The sequence below is a fragment of the Ruegeria sp. ABD4_443 genome, from assembly GCF_056160865.1.
Genome location: NZ_JBSWYA010000001.1, coordinates 528,279 through 546,645 on the forward strand (window position 1 = coordinate 528,279; position 18,367 = coordinate 546,645).

Consider the following 18,367-nt stretch of genomic DNA (forward strand, 5'->3'; position numbering starts at 1 on the left):
GCAGGAAACGCCTGCACGTCCTGAGGCCTCGCACAACCCCTGCCGGTCGCGGATGCGGCCCATCACGACTTGCCCGTGGGCCATTTCCCCGGGCTGCAAAGGATAGTTATTTGTTCGACTTTGACATGCTCGGCCTCGCGCCGGCCCTGAACGACGCGCTCAAGCGCGCAAAATTCACCCAACCGACACCGATCCAGAACCAGGCGATCCCACTGGCGTTGAATGGCCATGATATTCTTGGCCTGGCCCAGACCGGCACCGGCAAGACGCTGGCCTTTGGCCTGCCGCTGATCGACCATCTTCTGGCACAACCGGGCAAACCGGCCCCCAAAACGGTCAAGGCCCTGATCCTTGCGCCCACGCGCGAACTGGTCAACCAAATCGCCGAAAGCCTGCGGAACCTGACGGGCAAGACCAAGCTGCGCGTCGCCACGGTTGTCGGCGGCCAGTCCATCAACAAACAGATTTCCTTTCTGTCGCGCGGCTCCGACATTCTTGTCGCCACGCCGGGGCGTCTGATCGACCTGATGGATCGTGGCGCGGTCGACCTGGGCTCGGTGCGCCACCTGGTGCTGGACGAGGCCGACCAGATGCTGGATATGGGCTTTATTCACGCGCTGCGCCGCATTGCGCCGCACCTTGGCACCCCGCGCCAGACCATGTTGTTTTCGGCCACGATGCCAAAGCAGATGGAAGAACTCAGCCAGGCCTACCTGACCAACCCTCAGCGCGTTCAGGTCTCGCCTCCGGGCAAGGCCGCCGACAAGATCACCCAATCCATCCACTTCGTGACCAAAGCCGAAAAGCCGGGCAAATTGCGCGACATACTGTCAAAGGACCCTGACGCGTTGACGCTGGTGTTCTCGCGCACCAAACACGGGGCCGAACGCCTGATGAAAGGGCTGGTTGCCGATGGCTTCAACGCGGCCTCGATCCATGGCAACAAAAGCCAGGGACAACGTGACCGCGCGATCAAGGCGTTCCGTAGCGGCGAAATCACAATTCTGGTCGCGACCGATGTCGCCGCCCGCGGGATCGACATTCCGGGCGTCGCCTATGTGGTGAACTATGACCTGCCCAATGTCCCGGACAATTACGTCCACCGTATTGGCCGCACCGCCCGCGCCGGACGCGAGGGCGAGGCAATCGCCTTTTGCGCGCCGGACGAAGTCGATCAACTGCGTCAGATCCAAAAACTGATGAAGATCGACATTCCCGTGGCCAGCGGCACAATGCCCGAAGCAGAAGAGCCCAAAAAGCCCAACCGGCGTCAGGGCAACCGTTCGCGTCGCGGCGGGCCTCGTCCGCACGCCGGAGCCGGAGGCGCGGCCAAACCCGCCGGCAAGAAACGGCGTCCCCGCCGCAGGCCCGCGGCCTGACGACGGCTCGGCCACACCGCATTCGGTGTGGCCCCGCCTGCAATCGCCCGGCCCCGTGATCCGCGGGTTTTATGCGGTTCCGCGAACCGGGCGGTCGTTTTCGATATTGAACCGCATTCCATCAAGCAGCTCGTCCAGGTCGGGCCTGGCTGCGGGACCGTTCGAGATATCCACCAGCATCAGCGTCCCGTCAGGGCGCAGGGCAAACGCCCCGGGCTCGGCAAAGGGGCGCTCGGTCTCTGCCTCGGAAAGCGGAACCGAAACATACAGGCCCAGCTTGCGCATCTGCTCTTGAGACAGGTCGTAACACAGGTCAAAACCCCACGCGAATTCAGCCTTGTCCGCCAGCGCCTTGTCCTCGGGGTCGGCCGACACGACAACGATATCCATCAAGGCGGCCCAGTCCGCCAGCGCCTGATTAAGCTTGCCCAGGAATCGTTTGCATCGTGGACACTGACGGCCGCGATAGACAAACAGCATGGTCCACCGATCCTTGGGGCGACCGATCTCGATCTGTCTGTTTTCTCCGGCAACCGACAGCGCAAATGCCTCGACCGGTACACCGACCTTTGGTTTGAAATCCGTCATTTCCATCCTCGTTGCCTCAGGTAAACAGGCGCGCATTATGGCGCCAAAGGGCGGGTTAGTCCGCCCCCGCCATTACCGTGACATCGGTCGGAAAACGCAACAGGCAAGACCCGGAATAGCCCCCAACAGGCATCACCAACGCGTGAACCGGGGGGGGCCTGCATATATCCCACGCGGTCGAGGCATTGGAAACCGCCGCTCTGACAGGCTGCAGATTTGACAATGCCCCGGCGGCGCACGGACCCTTTAGTTGCCCGAATTCTTTTGCTCTGCTTCGATCTCGCGCCATTTGGCGACGTTGCGATTGTGTTCCTGCAGCGTTTTCGCAAAGGCGTGCCCGCCGGTGCCATCGGCCACGAAGAACACGAAATCCGTATCGTCCGGCGCAACGGCAGCTTGAAGGCTGGCAAGCCCCGGATTGGCAATCGGCGTGGGCGGAAGGCCGTCAATCAGGTAAGTATTCCAAGGCGTTGCACGGCGCAGCTCGCTGCGGCGCAACCCGCGCCCTAATGAGCCCTGCCCTTTGGTGACCCCATAAATGACGGTTGGGTCCGTTTGCAGCTTCATCCCCTGATCCAGACGGTTCACGAATACGCTGGCCACCTGACCACGCTCTTCGGGAAGACCGGTTTCCTTTTCGATGATCGACGCCAGGATCAGCATCTCTTCGGGGCTTGCCAGCGGCAACCCGTCCTGCCGGCCTTCCCAGGCGGCATTGATCCTGAGCTGCTGTTTGTCCTGCATGGCCTGCAACAGGTCATTCCGGTCGCCGCCGGGCGTGACCTCATAGCTGTCCGGGGCAAGCATCCCCTCGGCTGGCAATTCCTGTACGGCACCGCTGAGAACTTCGACCGATTTCAGCGCCTCGACGACCTGCCAACTGGTGACACCTTCGGCCAGCGACACCCGGAATCTGGTGTCAGACTCACCCAGTTTCTGCGCAAATACGTCCGGCACTTCGTCTTCGCCCAGCTCGAACGCGGCGATCTCGACGAAATTCAGGCTTGCCGGGTCCAGTTCGCGCACCCGCGCCTGGGTCCGCGTGACACCGATGCGGTACTCGATCTCAGTGCCGCAGGTGCTGGCGCCGCTGCGGGTAATCTCGTCAATGATCTGCTCCATCGACGCACCTTCGTGCACCAGGAAACTGCCGGCTTTCAGCTGCTGGGATTTGTCGGTGTAATCAGCCGCCATCCGAAAGACAGTCGCGCTGGAAATCGCGCCCTTGTCTTCCAGTTCGCGGCTGACATTGGTCATGTTCGATCCGCTTTTCACCTGCAGGCAAATCGCGGTTTCAAGCGGGCCCTGGGCCTTGTATTGGGATTGCCCCCACAGGATCAGCCCTCCCATCAGGAACATGCCGACCACCAGAATGGTCAGCATGTTGGACGCCAGTGCCCGCCACATCAGCTGACCTTTCCGAAAATCACGCTGGCATTGGTGCCGCCAAACCCGAACGAGTTCGACAACGCTACGTTGATCTCACGCTCGCGCTTGGCATTCGGCGCCAGGTCAATCGGTGTTTCAACCGCCGGGTTGTCCAGGTTTATGGTCGGCGGCGCGACCTGATCGCGGATTGCGAGGATCGAAAAGATCGCCTCGATCGCTCCGGCTGCGCCTAGCAAGTGCCCGGTGGCCGATTTGGTCGACGTCATTGTCGCATTTGCGGCATGGTCGCCCAGCAACCGCTCTACTGCGCCCAATTCGATAGTATCTGCCATGGTCGAAGTGCCATGCGCGTTGATATAGTCTAGGTCCTTAGGCTCCAGCCCGGCACTGCGCAGCGCGGCCTTCATCGAACGCTCGGCGCCATCGCCATCTTCGCTGGGGGCGGTGATGTGGTACGCGTCGCCGGACATGCCATATCCCAGAACCTCGGCATAGATCTTGGCCCCGCGGGCCTTGGCATGCTCATAATCTTCCAAAACGACCACGCCCGACCCTTCGCCCATCACGAAACCGTCGCGATCGATGTCGTAAGGACGGCTGGCGGATTTCGGATCATCGGCATATTTGGTGGACAGTGCCTTGCAGGCGTTGAAACCGGCAATACCGATCTCGCAGATACAGCCTTCGCCGCCGCCTGCGATCATGACATCCGCATCACCGGCACGGATGATCCGGCTTGCATCGCCGATTGCGTGGGCACCGGTCGAACAGGCTGTCACCACCGAATGGTTTGGCCCCTTGAACCCAAAGCGGATCGAAACCTGCCCCGAGGCCAGGTTGATCAGCGCGCCGGGAATAAAGAAAGGCGAGACCCTGCGCGGGCCCTTGTCACGGATCAGGTTCGCTGTTTCCGCGATGGACCCTAGCCCGCCGATCCCCGACCCGATCAGAACGCCGGTGCGCAGGCGCGCCTCTTCGTCTTCGGGCAGCCAGTCTGCATCCTTGCACGCCATCTCGGCGGCCGCGATGGAATAGAGGATAAAGTCCTCGATCTTGCGCTGTTCTTTCGGCGGCATCCAATCATTGGGATTGAATGTACCATCGGTTCCGTCCCCGCGCGGCACCTCGCAGGCGTAGGTCGTTGTGACCCCGCTTGCCTCTGCGTCGAACAACGTGATCGGTCCAGCGCCGGACTGGCCATCCAGCAGCCGCGACCAGGTTTCCTCGACGCCGCTCGCCAAAGGAGTGACCAATCCCAGACCGGTTACAACGACTCTGCGCATGAAGTGCCTCTTGCCTGCTTCCTGTTATGAGAACCGCTCATACCCCGCCCCGGGGGCCGGGGGCAAGAGCAACAGCATATTCCCCACCGACAACCGGCCGCGAATTTCCGCCCACGGCGCAAAAAATCCTGCCGGTTCGCACCGAAAGCAGGGCACCGGCGAACCCGGTGCTCCTGCTTCAGCGGCCAGGGGGCCAAATGCTACTGGAACTGCGCCACAGGTTCATGGGCTGTCCGGGCGACCTCAAGCGCGTCGGACAGGTCGATTGTCTTGCGGAACAAGGCCCTTCCGACCAGCGCGCCCGCGATATTGGGGATATAGGCCAGCCGGGATATGTCATCTGCCGTGCGCACGACACCGCTGGCGATCACCGGCGTGCGCGAATGCGCGGCCAGCCCCGAGATCAGACCAAGCTGTGCCTCGACATCCTCCATATCGCTGTCGATATCCGTGACGACGATGGCGGCAAACGGCGTATCGACAAAGGCATCGATGAACGCTTCGGGTGTGAACGCGCTTTGACGGCGCCAGCCATCGCTCATCACCGCCCCCTGCCAGACGTCAACGGCAAGCACGATCTGGTCGGGGTGGAACTTGGCCAGTTCCTTGACCAACATCGGGTCGCGGGCCGCCAAGGTGCCGATCACGATGCGTCCGGCCCCCTTGTCGATCCAATGCTCGACCTGTTCGCGGCTGCGCATGCCCCCGGCCAGTTGCACGGGTATCTCGGCGGTGCGGATGATTTCCTCGACCAGTTCGGCATTGGTGTCGCGCCCCTCGATCGAATCGAAATCGGTCAGGTGCATCCATTCAGCCCCGGCAGCCGCCCATCCGCGCGCGGTTTCCGCCGGATCGACGTGCCAGATCAGAGGGTTATCCAGACGCCCCTTGTCCAGCGTCACACAACGGCCATTCTGCAGTTCCAGTGTAGGGTAAATCCTCATGAGCTCGCTCCTCCGCCAGATCGCTCCGGAAATCCAGAATACCATAGCAGAGCAAGCCCGGACCGCGTCTTCCCAGTTTCGGCAAACCGCGGGCCATTTGCGGCACCGGTCCCGGATCGGGGGCGCTGTCAGATACGGGCGGGCGGTCCGTCCCGTCGGAACAGCTTTACCAGGCTGTTCTCATAGCTGGTTTCGCGCAAAAGCGCATAGCCCAGCTTGTGCGCAAGCCTCAGAGATCCCTCGTTGGCGGCATCGACCATCGCAACCAGCGGGCCCGGCATGATCCGGTCAAACCAGTCATGCGCGGCACGCGCCGCTTCATAGCCCAACCCCTGCCCCTGCGCCTCAGGCGCCAGAACCCAGCCTGCTTCGGGGAAGGTGTCGAAATCCGTTCCCAGGCCGCGATCTGAATAGAAAAACCCCGCCTGTCCGATCATCCTGCGATTCGATTGCAGGACGACGGCCCACTGGCCGAACCCCGCCATCTGCCAATGACCTGCATTTCGCAGGAAAGATTCCCAGGATGCCCCGCGCGTGCGCGGCTTGCCACATATGTGCCGGACCACATCGGGGTCGCACCAGATTTCTGCAAACCTGTTGAAATCCTCAGGTCGCATCCCGCACAACGTCAAACGCGCCGTGTTTATCATCGGGGTGGATCTTATCATGCCCTTGCCCGCTTGTTTTTTGCCTCGGGTCCACAGTGCAAACCAACAAATCACCGCGCAAGAGCGAATTGACCAGGGCAAACAAAAACGGCGCCTCCGTTGCCCGGAAGCGCCGTTTCGGATCAGAATTGAAACGCTTAGGACGCTTCAGAGATAAACTTGACGGCGTCGCCGAAGGTCTGGATGGTCTCGGCTGCGTCATCGGGGATCTCGATGCCGAACTCTTCTTCGAAGGCCATGACCAGTTCCACGGTATCCAGGCTGTCTGCGCCCAGATCGTCGATGAAGGACGCGTTTTCGGTCACTTTGTCCTCTTCAACACCCAGGTGCTCAACAACGATCTTTTTAACGCGATCTGCGACGTCGCTCATGTCTATTCCTCATTCAATTTCTGGGCTGTGTGCCCGGTTCTGCCCTTGCCCGCTCGGGGTGGCTTTGGTTTGCCCGTTCGGGCGGTTCAGGTCCCGGGTTACCGGGAAAGTGAGAGAGCCGATCAACCGACCGGCCCAAGCGCGTGTGCGCCGCCTATAGCACAGACAACGCAAGAGGCAAACGCTTTCGCATTCGCCCCCGACCGCGATCACAACATGGCCATACCGCCGTTCACATGCAAGGTCGCACCTGTGACATAGGCCGCCTCGGGGCTGGCCAGATACAGGACAGCGGCCGCAACTTCGGTCGAACTGCCCATGCGCCCGGCGGGCACCTGCTGCAACAGACCGGCCTTTTGCTCGTCCGTCAGCTTTTCCGTCATCGCGGTGGTGATAAAGCCCGGCGCGACGGCATTGACTGTGATTCCGCGCGTCGCGACCTCATGGGCCAGCGCCTTGGAGAACCCGACCATGCCAGCCTTGGACGCGGCATAATTCGCCTGCCCCGGATTGCCGATGGCCCCCACGACCGAAGAGATGTTCACAATCCGGCCCCAGCGCGCCTTCATCATCCCGCGGATCACGCCCTTGCACAGCTTCATCGTCGCCGTCATGTTCACGTCGATCACGCTTTGCCATTCCTCATCGGACATGCGCATGAACAGGTTGTCGCGCGTGATCCCTGCGTTGTTCACCAGGATATCGACGGACCCCATCGCCTCGGCGGCCTGCTTGGGCAGCGCGCTTACCGCGTCAGCGTCGCCCAGGTTGCACGGCAGCACATGTGCCCGCTCGCCCAACTCGTCCGCCAGGGCCTGCAACGGCTCGACCCGCGTTCCGGACAGTCCGACCGTTGCCCCCGCACCGTGCAGCGCGCGGGCAATGTCGCCGCCAATGCCGCCCGAAGCCCCGGTGATCAGCGCGTTCTTTCCTGTCAAATCAAACATTCGGTGTCCCTCTTGGTTCGTTCGTTGTGACGTCCTGCGCGATCAGGCAGGCGTCTGAATGGCTTTGGCCACGTCGTCAGGCGTACCGACCGCCTGGCACGCGATGGCGCGGTCAATCTTGCGGATCATCCCGGAAAGAGCTTTTCCTGCACCGATCTCCCATGCCTCGGTCACGCCCTGCGCGGCCATGAACTGAACCGATTCACGCCACCGAACCGATCCTGTGACCTGCTCGACCAGCAATTGACGGATTTCATCCGGGTCGCTGACCGCCGCGGCCCGAACGTTGGCAATCAACGGCACCGCAGGCGCCTTGATTTCAACCTCGGCAAGCGCCTTGGCCATTGCATCCGCGGCGGGCTGCATCAGCGCGCAGTGGAACGGGGCGCTGACCGGCAGCATGATGGCGCGCTTGGCGCCCTTGGCCTTGGCAATTTCGGCTGCGCGTTCAACGGCGGCCTTGGCGCCCGAGACAACCACCTGCGTCGGATCGTTGTCATTGGCCGCCTGACAGACCTCGCCCTGCGCTGCCTCTTCGGCCACGGCGCGCACGGCCTCAAGATCAAGGCCCAGGATGGCCGCCATGGCGCCTTGCCCAACGGGCACCGCACTTTGCATGGCTTGGCCGCGAATGCGCAACAGGCGGGCCGTATCGGAAACCGAAAGGGCACCGGCGGCCGCCAGTGCCGAATACTCGCCCAGCGAATGCCCGGCAACAAAGGCCGCTTTTTGCGTGATCGAGACACCCTCGGCCTCAAGCGCCCGCATGGCCGCCATCGACGTCGCCATCAGCGCAGGCTGCGCGTTTTGCGTCAGGGTAAGCTGTTCGATATCCCCGTCCCAGATCAAGGTGCTGAGGGGTTCGCCAAGCGCTTCATCAACCTCGTCGAACACGGCCCGTGCGGTCGGGTATGCATCGGCCAGCGCCTTGCCCATTCCTATGGTCTGGGCGCCCTGCCCCGGAAATACAAACGCAATTGTCATTGCAACCTCTTCGATGACGTTTGGTTGCGGCGCGGTGTAAACTGACAATTGGCCCGGCACAAGCATTGCCTGCATTCTGCATTTCGGCACCGTATCTGTGCGCAACTCCGCCTTGCGCCGCCGTCCCAGCCATTTAGGTTGGTCACAGCCCTGCACCCGGAGACAACCTCGATGCCCCTGAACAATACACCTTCCAGCTATGGCAGCGTGACCAAGGCCTTTCACTGGCTGACCGCCCTGCTGATCCTGACCGCTTTGCCACTGGGCTGGATTGCCGACACCCTTGCGCATGCGATCTACAGCGCCACCGAAGCCCCCTCGGAAGACGCCATCGCCCGCGCCGCGCGCCTGTTTTCCTTGCACAAAACGGTCGGGATATCGGTCTTTTTCGTGGCCCTTGCCCGAATTGCCTGGGCCATAGGCCAAACCAAACCGGGCTTGCTGAACGCCGACAACAAACCCGAGGCGCTTGCGGCGGAAACCGTGCATTGGCTGCTATACGGGTCGCTGGTGATGGTGCCATTGACGGGTTGGGTGCATCACGCCTCGACCGAAGGGTTCGCGCCAATCCTCTGGCCCTTTGGGCAGAACCTGCCATTCGTTCCCAAATCCCTGTCACTGGCCGAGGTAACGGGCGCGTTGCACGGCTTGTTCATGTGGACCCTTGTCGGCGCGCTGGGTCTGCACGTCGCCGGGGCGCTGAAACACCACGTCATCGACAAGGACGGTACATTGCGGCGCATGCTTCCGGGTCGGGCGGATGTCCCCCAACCCCCGGCGCAGCATCACAGCGCCCTGCCTTTGGCTGCCGCGCTTGCGGTTTGGATCGCGGTCCTGGCCGCGGGCTGGACAACGGGTGCATTTACCCATGACAGCGATGACGATGTCGGGGCGCAACTGGCGCAGGTCCAATCGGACTGGCAGGTGCAAGACGGCAATCTGGCCATAACCATCACCCAACTGGGCAGCCCGGTTACCGGGGCGTTCAAGGACTGGACCGCCGCCATCACCTTTGACGACCCCGCCGAGCCGGGCCTGGCCGGGTCCGTCGATGTCACGGTTGCAATCGCGTCACTTGGCCTGGGGACGGTTTCGGATCAGGCCATGGGGGCGGATTTCTTTGACAGCGCCCAGTTTCCCACGGCCCGGTTCACCGCCGAGTTGTTCAAAACCGAAACCGGGTACGAGGCCCGCGGGCCGCTGACGATACGGGACAAGTCGGTCGATATCGTCCTGCCCTTCGGGCTTGATCTGCAGGGCGACACCGCCACGATCCAGGGCGAAATCATGCTGAACCGGCTGGATTTCGACATCGGGGCCTCGATGCCGCAAGAGGATTCGCTGGCCTTTGCAGTGACCGTCGGCGTTCAACTGACGGCGACCCGCGGCAATAACTGACGACATCCTTGCGCCTTTGCACAAAAAAACCGCCGGTGGCCTCAGCCTCCGGCGGTTGCAACTAAAAGGTCAGGGATCAGTCCGCTTTCTGGGCTTCGACCGAAATCCGCAGCTCGACTTCGTCACCGACGAAGGGCGCGAACTTGCCCAGATCGAATTCACTGCGAACCAGGGTTGTGGTCGCGTCGAACCCGGCCCATTGCTTGCCGGCCATCGGGTGCTCGCCCGCCTGGTTCAGCTTGGCGTCCAGAACCACGGGCTTGGTGACACCGTTCATCGTCAGGTCGCCGGTAATCATCGCCGTGTTTTCGCCGGTCACTTCGATCGACGTCGAGGTAAAGGTCGCAAGGTCACCCTCGGCCGCGGCAAAAAAGTCCTCGGACATGAAATGCGCGTCACGTTGTTCCCAGCCGGTGATCATCCCGAGAACCGGCAGGGCCACCGACACGCTGGACGCGGCAGGGTCTTCCTGATCGAACATGATTTCACCCTCGAACCCCGAGAACATGCCCGTGGTCGTGGAAAAACCCAGGTGGTTATAGCTAAAGACGACCTGGCTGTGGCTTGGGTCCAGAACGTATTTTTCGGCACCCGCAAAGGCTGTGGTTGCTGACACGGCCAGTGCAGCGGCAAGAAGGGTGGATTTCATGACTTTCTCCGCAGTTGTGATTGCAAACCAGTTTGGCTGCTCGCAAACAAAAATGTGCCGCCCAAGGGCGGCACACAACCTTTTTTAAATCACAGTTTCTGTTACTTTTTGAACAGAACCCGAAATCAGGCGAAAATCGTGACACTTCCGCTAAGTTGCCCCTTCAGCGCTCGGCTGACATCCGCCGATTGCAGCGGCAGTTTCATCAGCAGACTGCCGTCAACGTCAAACAGTTCGACCTGATCGTCGGCGAACCGGGCACCGCCCAGCGTGTCATAGCTGCGGCGCAAAACGGTCTGCGGGCGGCCGTTTTCGTTCTTTTGCAGAACCCGAACTTCGCGGCGGATCGGGTCGAAATAGGCATCGGGGCGCGGGTCCAGAACTTCGAGCGTCAGCAAGGTGACCCCCAGGATCAGGAACATCAGCGACGCCACCATCTTGATCGGCCAGACATCTGCACCGATTACCGATCCGGGCATCAGCCACATGGAAAAGGCAGATACGATCAGAAAGGCGCCCAGCATTCGGAAAAGGACCAGCCGCGCCTTCCAGTTCGGCGCAAATGCAACCATGACCGGTACCGATTTTTCGTAAACCGCGGCGGGTGCGGTCTGTTGGAAAGTGTTCGTGTTCATAACGGCCATCTCGATCTGCCCTGTCTATGCAACTTGATCATCCGGGTAACGCCGGGGTTGCAAACAACTTTGAGCGGAAAAGCGTCAGGAATTGGGCACCTCAAAGGAAATTGGGCGACTTCACCAAGGCATCACGGCGGGTCTTGCCCTGCACGGACAAACGTGTATACGGGGCCATCCTTCGCAAGAGTTATGAATCGCGCAGCCTCTCGTGGCAGGGTCGCGAAGGGTTGAACGGCCCCGCCTATGAAATGCGCCTTGATATAAACAGGAGTGCACATGCCACTGTATGAGCATGTAATGATCGCGCGTCAGGATCTGTCCAACGCGCAGGCAGAAAGCCTTGTCGAACATTTCGGCACCGTTCTGGCGGACAACGGCGGCAACGTCGTCGAAAGCGAGTACTGGGGCGTCAAGACGATGGCTTACAAGATCAACAAGAACCGCAAGGGCCACTATGCCTTTCTGAAAACCGATGCCCCCTCGGGCGCGGTTCAGGAAATGGAACGCCTGATGCGCCTGCATGACGACGTCATGCGCGTTCTGACCATCAAGGTCGACGAGCATGCCGAGGGCCCCTCGGTCCAGATGCAGAAGCGCGACGAGCGCGAAGGCCGCCGCGAGCGCCGCTGATCAACGCCTGACGAAAGGACATAAACCATGGCCGCAAAACCATTTTTCCGCCGCCGCAAGGTCTGCCCGTTCTCGGGTGAGAACGCGCCGAAAATCGACTACAAAGACACCCGTCTGCTGCAGCGCTACATCTCTGAGCGTGGCAAGATCGTACCTTCGCGCATCACCGCCGTTTCGGCAAAAAAGCAGCGTGAACTGGCCCGTGCTATCAAGCGCGCCCGCTTCCTCGCCCTGCTGCCCTACGCCGTGAAGTAAGGAGAGACTGACATGCAAGTTATCCTTCTGGAACGCGTTGCGAAACTGGGTCAAATGGGCGACGTCGTCGACGTCAAGCCCGGCTTTGCCCGCAACTTCCTGCTGCCCCAGGGCAAAGCGCTGAGCGCGTCCGAGGCCAACATCGCCTCGTTCGAAGCCCAGAAAGCCCAGCTTGAGGCGCGCAACCTGGAAACCAAGAAAGAAGCTGAAGCACTGGCTGAAAAGCTGGACGGTCAGCAGTTCATCGTGATTCGCTCGGCATCGGATGCCGGCGCGCTGTACGGCTCGGTCACCCCGCGTGACGCCGCAGACGCCGCAACCGAGGCAGGCTTCACCGTCGACAAGAAACAGGTCATCCTGCTGGCTCCGATCAAAGAGCTGGGCCTGCACTCGGTCGTCGTCAAGCTGCACCCCGAAGTCGAAGCCGAAATCAAGATGAACGTGGCCCGCTCGGAAGAAGAAGCCGAACTGCAGGCTTCGGGCAAGTCGATCCAGGAACTGGCCGCCGAAGAAGAAGCAGCCGCTGAATTCGAGATCGCCGAACTGTTCGACGATATCGGCTCGGCCGCGTCTGACGACGACGACCTGGTCACCGAAGAAGCCCCGGCCGAGGAAGACGAAGCCAAGGCCTGAACCGGTACCGTTACTTAATTTGGGGAAAGGCCGTGCAGACATTGCGCGGCCTTTCTTTTTTCAATCGACACAAGCAAAATTTGGCCAGATTTCCAGCCTAGCCTTGCAGCGGCGCGTTTCACCAATATCATCCATGCGCGCAATTCGGAGACACGCAATGACCCCTTTCGCACGCCGCACCCTGCTTGGTTTTCTGATGGCGATCCCCCTGGCCGCCTGCGGTGGCTCGGACGCCGTCACAAAGTCGGCCGATCCTTTTGATCCGCCGCTTTACCCGAACGAAACACCTGAATTGCGGGTTTCGATCAACAAATGGGCAGACCATTACGAGATTCCGCGCGAATTGGTTCACAAGCTGGCCATCCGGGAAAGCACCCACCGCCCCTGGGCCGTGAACCGGCCCTATTACGGCCTGTTGCAGATCCTACCCGCGACGGCACGCTCGATGGGGTATAAGGGCAACGCTCAGGGCTTGCTGGACGCCGATACCAACCTTGAGTTCGCCGGGAAATACCTGCGCGGCGCGTGGCTTTTGTCGGATGGCGATCAACAGCGCGCCATCTTCCTTTATGCCAAAGGCTTTTACCCAGAGGCAAAAGCCCGGGGAATGCTGGTGGAAACGGGCCTTCGGCCAGCAAAATAAGGGTTTTTCGACCTAAACTAGCGCGCCGATCTGGACTTGGCGCGCAAAGTAGTGACAAAAATGCAGTATTATTCACGTATAAACTTCGCAAAAGCGCAGACGATTGGCGCTCTGCCTTGTCATGAAACTAAAAGTGTGATGTTGTTTTTACAGTGAAGTAAACACGTGTATCGCTCGGGCTCGACTGGTCGCTCAAGTGAGAACTCGAGCCACTCAATGGGCTGCAGCTGGTAGGCGCCTTATGGAAATACTTGATCTGAGCACTCTTCCAGACTCAGAAGCTCGATACACTGAGTTTCTGAAACAGGTCTGTGAAAAGCACGGCATGGATCACGCCGCCTATGCTGGTATGAACCCTGCCGCCGGAACCGTTGCCGGGTATGTTACCTATGGCGACGACTGGAAATCCCACTACCAGGATCAGGGTCTGATCATGCTGGACCCGACGCTTCACATGACCAAGCGCAGCATCGCCCCCGTCGACTGGAGCCGCCTGGAACGCAGCGACAATTTTCAACGTGTTTTCCGGGATGCGCATGATTTTGGCCTGTCCGATCAGGGGGTTACAATCCCGGTTCGCGGCCCCTATGGCGACATTGGCCTGCTTAGCGCGACGCGTGACTGCAGCCGCGAAGAATGGAAAAAGCAGCTTTCCCATGTCATTGGCGATCTGCAATCCATGGCCGTCCACATCCACGACACGGTTGTCTCTTCCGATGAGGTGACAAGTTCGCTATACCACCCGACATTGTCGACGCGCGAATCCGAGATCCTGCAATGGGTGGCCGCCGGCAAGTCGCAGCAGGATATCGGGGATATCCTGTCGATATCGCACCGCACTGTCGAAGTGCACCTGCGTTCGAGTCGCGAGAAACTGAACGCCCTCACGACCCCGCAGGCGGTTGGTCGGGCCATTGGGATCGGTTTGATCTCACCGGGATAATTCCAATAATATCCCAGATTTAGCCACAAAAACTCCAAAAATACGGGAAACCCCCAATAGCTTTTGCCCTTTTTCAGGGTAACGATGAGTGTACCGAATAAACCACTCGAAGGGGGAAGAAATGATCATCGTAGTTGATGGCCTGAACAGACACCTGTTCAGCGAAGTTCTTGACGAAATGTTCGAGTTGCGCGCTCGAGTCTTTGGCGGACGCCTGGGATGGGACGTCAATATCCAGGATGGAAAGGAAATCGACGAGTTCGATAATCTGGATCCGGCCTATGTAATCGGTCTCGACGATGGGGGGAATGTCGTCGCAGCCGTAAGGGCCCTTCAGACAACTGGTCCGCACATGCTGTCGGACGTCTTCTCGGCAATCCTGTGCGGCGAAGCACCAATTCGCAGCGCAACGATGTGGGAATCGACACGTTTTTGCGTTGACACGCAGCGCCTGAATCGCGGCAAGGATAAGAACTCGGTATCCTATGCAACCTGCGAACTGATGATCGGGTCGCTCGAATACGCCAAAAGCGCGGGTATCTCGGACATCATCACCGTCATTGATCCGGTCATGGACCGGGTTCTGAAACGGTCGAACTGCGCACCTTATGACTACGTCGGTGAAACCGTGCCGATGGGCAAGGTTTCGGCACTCGCCGCCCTGCTGGATTGCAGCGACGAGCGTATCTCAGGCGTCCGCGACTTTGCCGGCATTCACCACGATGTGTTCCTGGACGAAGAAAAGGCGCTGGCCCTGTTCGAGGCCAAGAAAGCACCAAACAGCAACCCGGCGAACCGCGACCACAAGCCGCTTACCGATCTCGAAAAATACTTTGTCGAGCAGATGAATGCGGCCAAAACCGAAGCCGAACGGCAGGACGTTCTCAGACTGATCGAGTCCCTGACCGATACGTTTACGCCAGAGCAGAAAACAGCTCTGCTACATACCCCCCGTGCTTTTGCTCATGAGGCCTGACCCCCTCACCTCATAGCACAAAGCCACCTACGCGAAGCCGCCTTTTCCAGGCGGCTTCGCTATTTTCAGGCCCCTATCCTTCGCGGACATTCCCCGAAGGATAGGGGAAGAGGATTACTCCTCTTCCAGTGCCTCAACAGCTTTTTGCAGGTCGTCTTTGCTGACTTCCTTGTCGGCCACCTGCGCCAGTTCGAACACGTAATCGACGACCTTGTCTTCAAACAGCGGCGCGCGCAGCTGCTGCTGCATCTGTGCGTTCTGCTGTACGAATTCAAAGAACTGACGCTCCTGCCCCGGGTACTGACGCGCCTGGTTCATGATCGCCTGAGTCATCTCGGCATCCGAAACCTCAACCTCGGCCTTCTGGCCCAGCTCGGCCAGCAACAGGCCCAGACGCACGCGGCGCTCGGCCAGCTTGGTGTGCTCGTCGGTCGGCTCGATCTCACCGTGGTCGTGACCTTCGACCTCGGGGTTTTCCTCGTGCCACAACTGATGTGCAATCTGCTTGGCCTCTGCGTCGACCAGCGACGGCGGCAGGTCGAAAGATACCTTGGTATCCAGAACGTCCAGCAGGCCCCGTTTCATGACTGCGCGCGAAGCACCCGCATACTCGGCCTCCAGACGCTCGGCGATCTGACCTTTCAGCGCGTCCAGATCATCAGCGCCGAATTTCTTGGCCAGTTCGTCGTTCACTTCGGCCGCAACCGGCTCTTTCACTTCTTTGACCGTGCAGGAAAAGACGGCTTCTTTGCCAGCCAGATGCTCGGCGCCGTATTCCTCGGGGAAGGTGACGGTGACGTCTTTTTCTTCCTCGGCCTTCACGCCAACCAACTGCTCTTCGAAACCGGGGATAAAGCTGTTGGACCCCAGGACCAGCGGGTAATCTTCGGCGGCACCGCCTTCGAATTCCTCACCATCGACCTTGCCCACAAAGTCGAACACGATCTGATCGCCGTCCTTGGCCTTTGATCCCTTGCGGCGCGCTTTGAAATCCTGCGCGGTTTCGGCCAGGTTGTTCAGCGCCTCTTCGACAGACGCGTCATCGGCCTTGACGACCAGCTTTTCCAGCTCGACCGACTTCAGGTCAACCTCGGGAATGTCCGGCAGCGCCTCATAGGACATGGCGACCTCGACATCGTCGCCTTCTTTCCAATCCTCGTTGGTCATCTTGACCTCGGGCTGCAATGCCGGACGCTCGCCGCTATCCTCGAAATGCTTGTTCATGGCACCGTCGATGGTTTCCTGCATCGCTTCGCCCAGCAGGCGCTGGCCAAACTGCTTTTTCAGCAGCGCCATCGGCACCTTGCCTTTGCGGAAGCCCTTCATCTCGACTTCGGGCTGCGCCTCGGTCAGCTTTTCGTTGACCTTCTCGTCCAGCTCAGCCGCGGTCACGGTGATGTTGTAGCCGCGTTTCAGACCTTCGTTCAGCGTCTCGGTAACCTGCATTATGGTAGTCCCCATAGGATTCGGGGCGCGCAAAACGGCGCGCCAGGCAAATTTGACGCCTTCTATTTGCCCAGCCGCCCGCGTGCAAGGGGCAACTGCCCTTTCGGGGCGTCTATTGCATCACTTGCAGACAAAAAAACGCCCCGGACAAGGCCGGGGCGTTTTGGTGTTTCAAACGGTTCCGGATCAGAACTGCCAGCGCGCGCCCAGCACCCAGGCTTCGTTCTTGTCGAACGAGGTCCCGTCGTTGAAATCGTGGTTGCGGTATTTCAGGTAGGCATCGGTATTGATGCTGTCGATACGCTGAACAACCGCGATACCCCACGATTCCGTGCTGGAGCCATCGCTGTCAAAGTCCGAACCGTCGTAATAGTCGATCCCGACACCCGTCTTGCCCAGGGAAATCCAGTCGCCCTCATAGGCGATCTTGGTGTACCAAAAGCTCGGGTCCGCATCGCCACCGGCATTGTCGCGCGTACCCGCCGCAGCCGTAAAGCTAAAGCCGCTTGGCAGCAGCACCGACGCCGAGCCGATCGTGTCTTCCCGCTTGCCCGAACCGTCATCCATGTCCCGCACGGCATAGGCGATGCCCGCCGCGAATTCCACGCCGCCGGCAAACGTATTGCCGTAGTTCAGCGCGACATCGTAATAATCGTCGTCATCGCTGCTGGACAGAATGTTCTGACCATAAGCGATAGCCGCCGAGAACCCGTTGACTTCGGGCGTGTCATACCGAACGCGCCCGCGCCGCGACCCGTCAAAGTTGTTGCTGGAATCGCCAACGGTGATATCGCTCAGCGCGCCATCGGTACCGCGATAGAAAAAGCCCGAGTTTTCATCGTTGGTAAAGGAATACAGCGCGGTGCCAACATAGGACAGGTCAACCTCGGACGAGCCGTCCGACGCCATGCTGCCCTGACCGGCCGAGAATTTACCCCAGTCGCCTTTCAGCGCGAAATCGACATGACGCAGGTCTTGGCGCGTCCAGCCACCGAAATCCGTGCCCAACTGGTTCCATTCGCTCGAACTCGGCAGGCCCAGGCCGGTTTCAAAGCGGAACGTGAACTCGTTCTGGCCAAAAGGCTGCAACAGGCGCAGTCCGACGCGGCTGTTGGACAAGTCGTTGTCCAGAACGCGGGTATCGGTGTCCTGGCCATCATCGACCGAGATCAAGGCCGGGTTCAACTGCCCATAGAGCAGGACGTAACCACCGCTGTTGTTTTCGTATTTCAGTTCCGCAGCGGCAGGGATCGCTGTCGTCGCGGCCAATACGGTCGCAACTGATGCAAGTTTGAAGTTAAGGGTCATGTTCGTCACCATGGCTTGGTTCTGCTTTCAGATACTGCCCAGATGTTGTCGAAACCTGCGCGTTCCAGTGCGCCGCGCCTTGTCACGATCAATCATTGCAAAAGCGCCACAATCGGGCCAGATCGAAAACAAAGTAATTGAACTAATTCAAAAGGTTATCCCGAAATCACTTTGACAAGCGAATGCGGAACAAACGAATTCTGCCAATCAGCCATGCAACTGGCAAACACTCGCTATGCCTTTTTGCACATGCCATGAGCAATTTTTCGCCACCCGCACCGCAAAGCGGCCAATC

The 18,367-nt window shown here is 60.0% G+C and carries 20 protein-coding genes; 8 read left to right on the forward strand and 12 right to left on the reverse strand.

From position 1 onward, the window contains the following. The first annotated feature begins 110 nt into the window (after positions 1–110). Positions 111–1,379, forward strand: coding sequence for a DEAD/DEAH box helicase (locus tag ACXAG8_RS02650; protein WP_475221916.1), 1,269 nt, complete (start codon positions 111–113; stop codon positions 1,377–1,379). 69 nt (positions 1,380–1,448) lie between these two features. Here the strand turns inward: ACXAG8_RS02650 and ACXAG8_RS02655 are convergent, their stop codons facing one another. From ACXAG8_RS02655 to fabD, 8 genes are all read right to left on the reverse strand, one after another. Next, positions 1,449–1,967, reverse strand: a complete 519-nt coding sequence (locus ACXAG8_RS02655; protein ID WP_475221918.1) for a redoxin domain-containing protein — start codon at positions 1,965–1,967, stop codon at positions 1,449–1,451. 246 nt (positions 1,968–2,213) lie between these two features. Then, complete coding sequence (mltG, locus tag ACXAG8_RS02660; RefSeq protein WP_475221919.1) at positions 2,214–3,374, reverse strand: endolytic transglycosylase MltG; 1,161 nt, start codon at positions 3,372–3,374, stop codon at positions 2,214–2,216. Further along, positions 3,374–4,639, reverse strand: a complete 1,266-nt coding sequence (gene fabF / locus ACXAG8_RS02665) for a beta-ketoacyl-ACP synthase II (protein WP_475221921.1) — start codon at positions 4,637–4,639, stop codon at positions 3,374–3,376. Before fabF ends, mltG begins: the two co-directional genes overlap by 1 nt. A 200-nt stretch (positions 4,640–4,839) precedes the next feature. After that, complete coding sequence (locus ACXAG8_RS02670; RefSeq protein ID WP_475221922.1) at positions 4,840–5,583, reverse strand: 1-(5-phosphoribosyl)-5-[(5-phosphoribosylamino)methylideneamino]imidazole-4-carboxamide isomerase; 744 nt, start codon at positions 5,581–5,583, stop codon at positions 4,840–4,842. Positions 5,584–5,711: 128 nt separating this feature from the next. Further along, positions 5,712–6,251: a GNAT family N-acetyltransferase gene (locus ACXAG8_RS02675; RefSeq protein WP_475221923.1), complete on the reverse strand. Its 540-nt coding sequence runs from the start codon at positions 6,249–6,251 to the stop codon at positions 5,712–5,714. A gap of 137 nt (positions 6,252–6,388) precedes the next feature. Beyond that, a complete protein-coding gene (locus ACXAG8_RS02680; protein WP_005982462.1) occupies positions 6,389–6,622 on the reverse strand; it encodes an acyl carrier protein in 234 nt (77 codons plus the stop codon). Positions 6,623–6,831: 209 nt separating this feature from the next. After that, positions 6,832–7,569, reverse strand: a complete 738-nt coding sequence (gene fabG, locus ACXAG8_RS02685; protein ID WP_475221925.1) for a 3-oxoacyl-[acyl-carrier-protein] reductase — start codon at positions 7,567–7,569, stop codon at positions 6,832–6,834. A 42-nt stretch (positions 7,570–7,611) separates the two neighbouring features. After that, positions 7,612–8,553, reverse strand: coding sequence for an ACP S-malonyltransferase (fabD, locus tag ACXAG8_RS02690; RefSeq protein ID WP_475222404.1), 942 nt, complete (start codon positions 8,551–8,553; stop codon positions 7,612–7,614). Between the two features lie 171 nt (positions 8,554–8,724). On the opposite strand from fabD, the gene ACXAG8_RS02695 reads away from it, so the two are divergent. After that, entirely contained in the window at positions 8,725–9,951 is a 1,227-nt protein-coding gene (locus tag ACXAG8_RS02695; protein ID WP_475221927.1) for a cytochrome b/b6 domain-containing protein, read from the forward strand. A 76-nt stretch (positions 9,952–10,027) separates the two neighbouring features. Here ACXAG8_RS02695 and ACXAG8_RS02700 read toward each other — a convergent pair whose 3' ends face one another. Both ACXAG8_RS02700 and ACXAG8_RS02705 read right to left on the reverse strand, forming a co-directional pair. Beyond that, positions 10,028–10,600, reverse strand: a complete 573-nt coding sequence (locus ACXAG8_RS02700) for a YceI family protein (RefSeq protein WP_475221929.1) — start codon at positions 10,598–10,600, stop codon at positions 10,028–10,030. 125 nt (positions 10,601–10,725) lie between these two features. Further along, a complete protein-coding gene (locus ACXAG8_RS02705) occupies positions 10,726–11,235 on the reverse strand; it encodes a hypothetical protein (RefSeq protein WP_475221931.1) in 510 nt (169 codons plus the stop codon). A gap of 279 nt (positions 11,236–11,514) precedes the next feature. Between ACXAG8_RS02705 and rpsF the strand changes: the two genes are divergently transcribed. The 6 genes from rpsF (at position 11,515) to ACXAG8_RS02735 (ending at position 15,318) form a co-directional block, all read left to right on the forward strand. Further along, positions 11,515–11,868 carry a 30S ribosomal protein S6 gene (gene rpsF, locus ACXAG8_RS02710; RefSeq protein WP_068332653.1) on the forward strand — a complete coding sequence of 118 codons (354 nt, stop codon included), beginning with the start codon at positions 11,515–11,517 and terminating at the stop codon, positions 11,866–11,868. 27 nt (positions 11,869–11,895) lie between these two features. Beyond that, positions 11,896–12,123, forward strand: coding sequence for a 30S ribosomal protein S18 (gene rpsR, locus ACXAG8_RS02715; RefSeq protein WP_005608650.1), 228 nt, complete (start codon positions 11,896–11,898; stop codon positions 12,121–12,123). Positions 12,124–12,135: 12 nt separating this feature from the next. Further along, a complete protein-coding gene (gene rplI / locus ACXAG8_RS02720) occupies positions 12,136–12,756 on the forward strand; it encodes a 50S ribosomal protein L9 (RefSeq protein ID WP_475221933.1) in 621 nt (206 codons plus the stop codon). A gap of 157 nt (positions 12,757–12,913) precedes the next feature. Beyond that, positions 12,914–13,399, forward strand: coding sequence for a transglycosylase SLT domain-containing protein (locus ACXAG8_RS02725; RefSeq protein WP_475221935.1), 486 nt, complete (start codon positions 12,914–12,916; stop codon positions 13,397–13,399). 241 nt (positions 13,400–13,640) lie between these two features. After that, the gene (locus tag ACXAG8_RS02730; protein WP_475221936.1) at positions 13,641–14,342 is read left to right on the forward strand and encodes a LuxR family transcriptional regulator; all 702 of its coding nucleotides are present in this window, start codon (positions 13,641–13,643) and stop codon (positions 14,340–14,342) included. A gap of 121 nt (positions 14,343–14,463) precedes the next feature. Next, on the forward strand, positions 14,464–15,318 hold the full coding sequence (locus ACXAG8_RS02735; RefSeq protein WP_475221937.1) for an acyl-homoserine-lactone synthase: 855 nt from the start codon (positions 14,464–14,466) through the stop codon (positions 15,316–15,318). A 114-nt stretch (positions 15,319–15,432) separates the two neighbouring features. On the opposite strand, the gene tig is transcribed toward ACXAG8_RS02735, so the two are convergent. Both tig and ACXAG8_RS02745 read right to left on the reverse strand, forming a co-directional pair. Further along, complete coding sequence (gene tig / locus ACXAG8_RS02740) at positions 15,433–16,764, reverse strand: trigger factor (RefSeq protein WP_475222406.1); 1,332 nt, start codon at positions 16,762–16,764, stop codon at positions 15,433–15,435. 186 nt (positions 16,765–16,950) lie between these two features. Then, positions 16,951–18,072 carry a porin gene (locus tag ACXAG8_RS02745; RefSeq protein ID WP_475221938.1) on the reverse strand — a complete coding sequence of 374 codons (1,122 nt, stop codon included), beginning with the start codon at positions 18,070–18,072 and terminating at the stop codon, positions 16,951–16,953. Between the last annotated feature and the right edge of the window lie 295 nt (positions 18,073–18,367).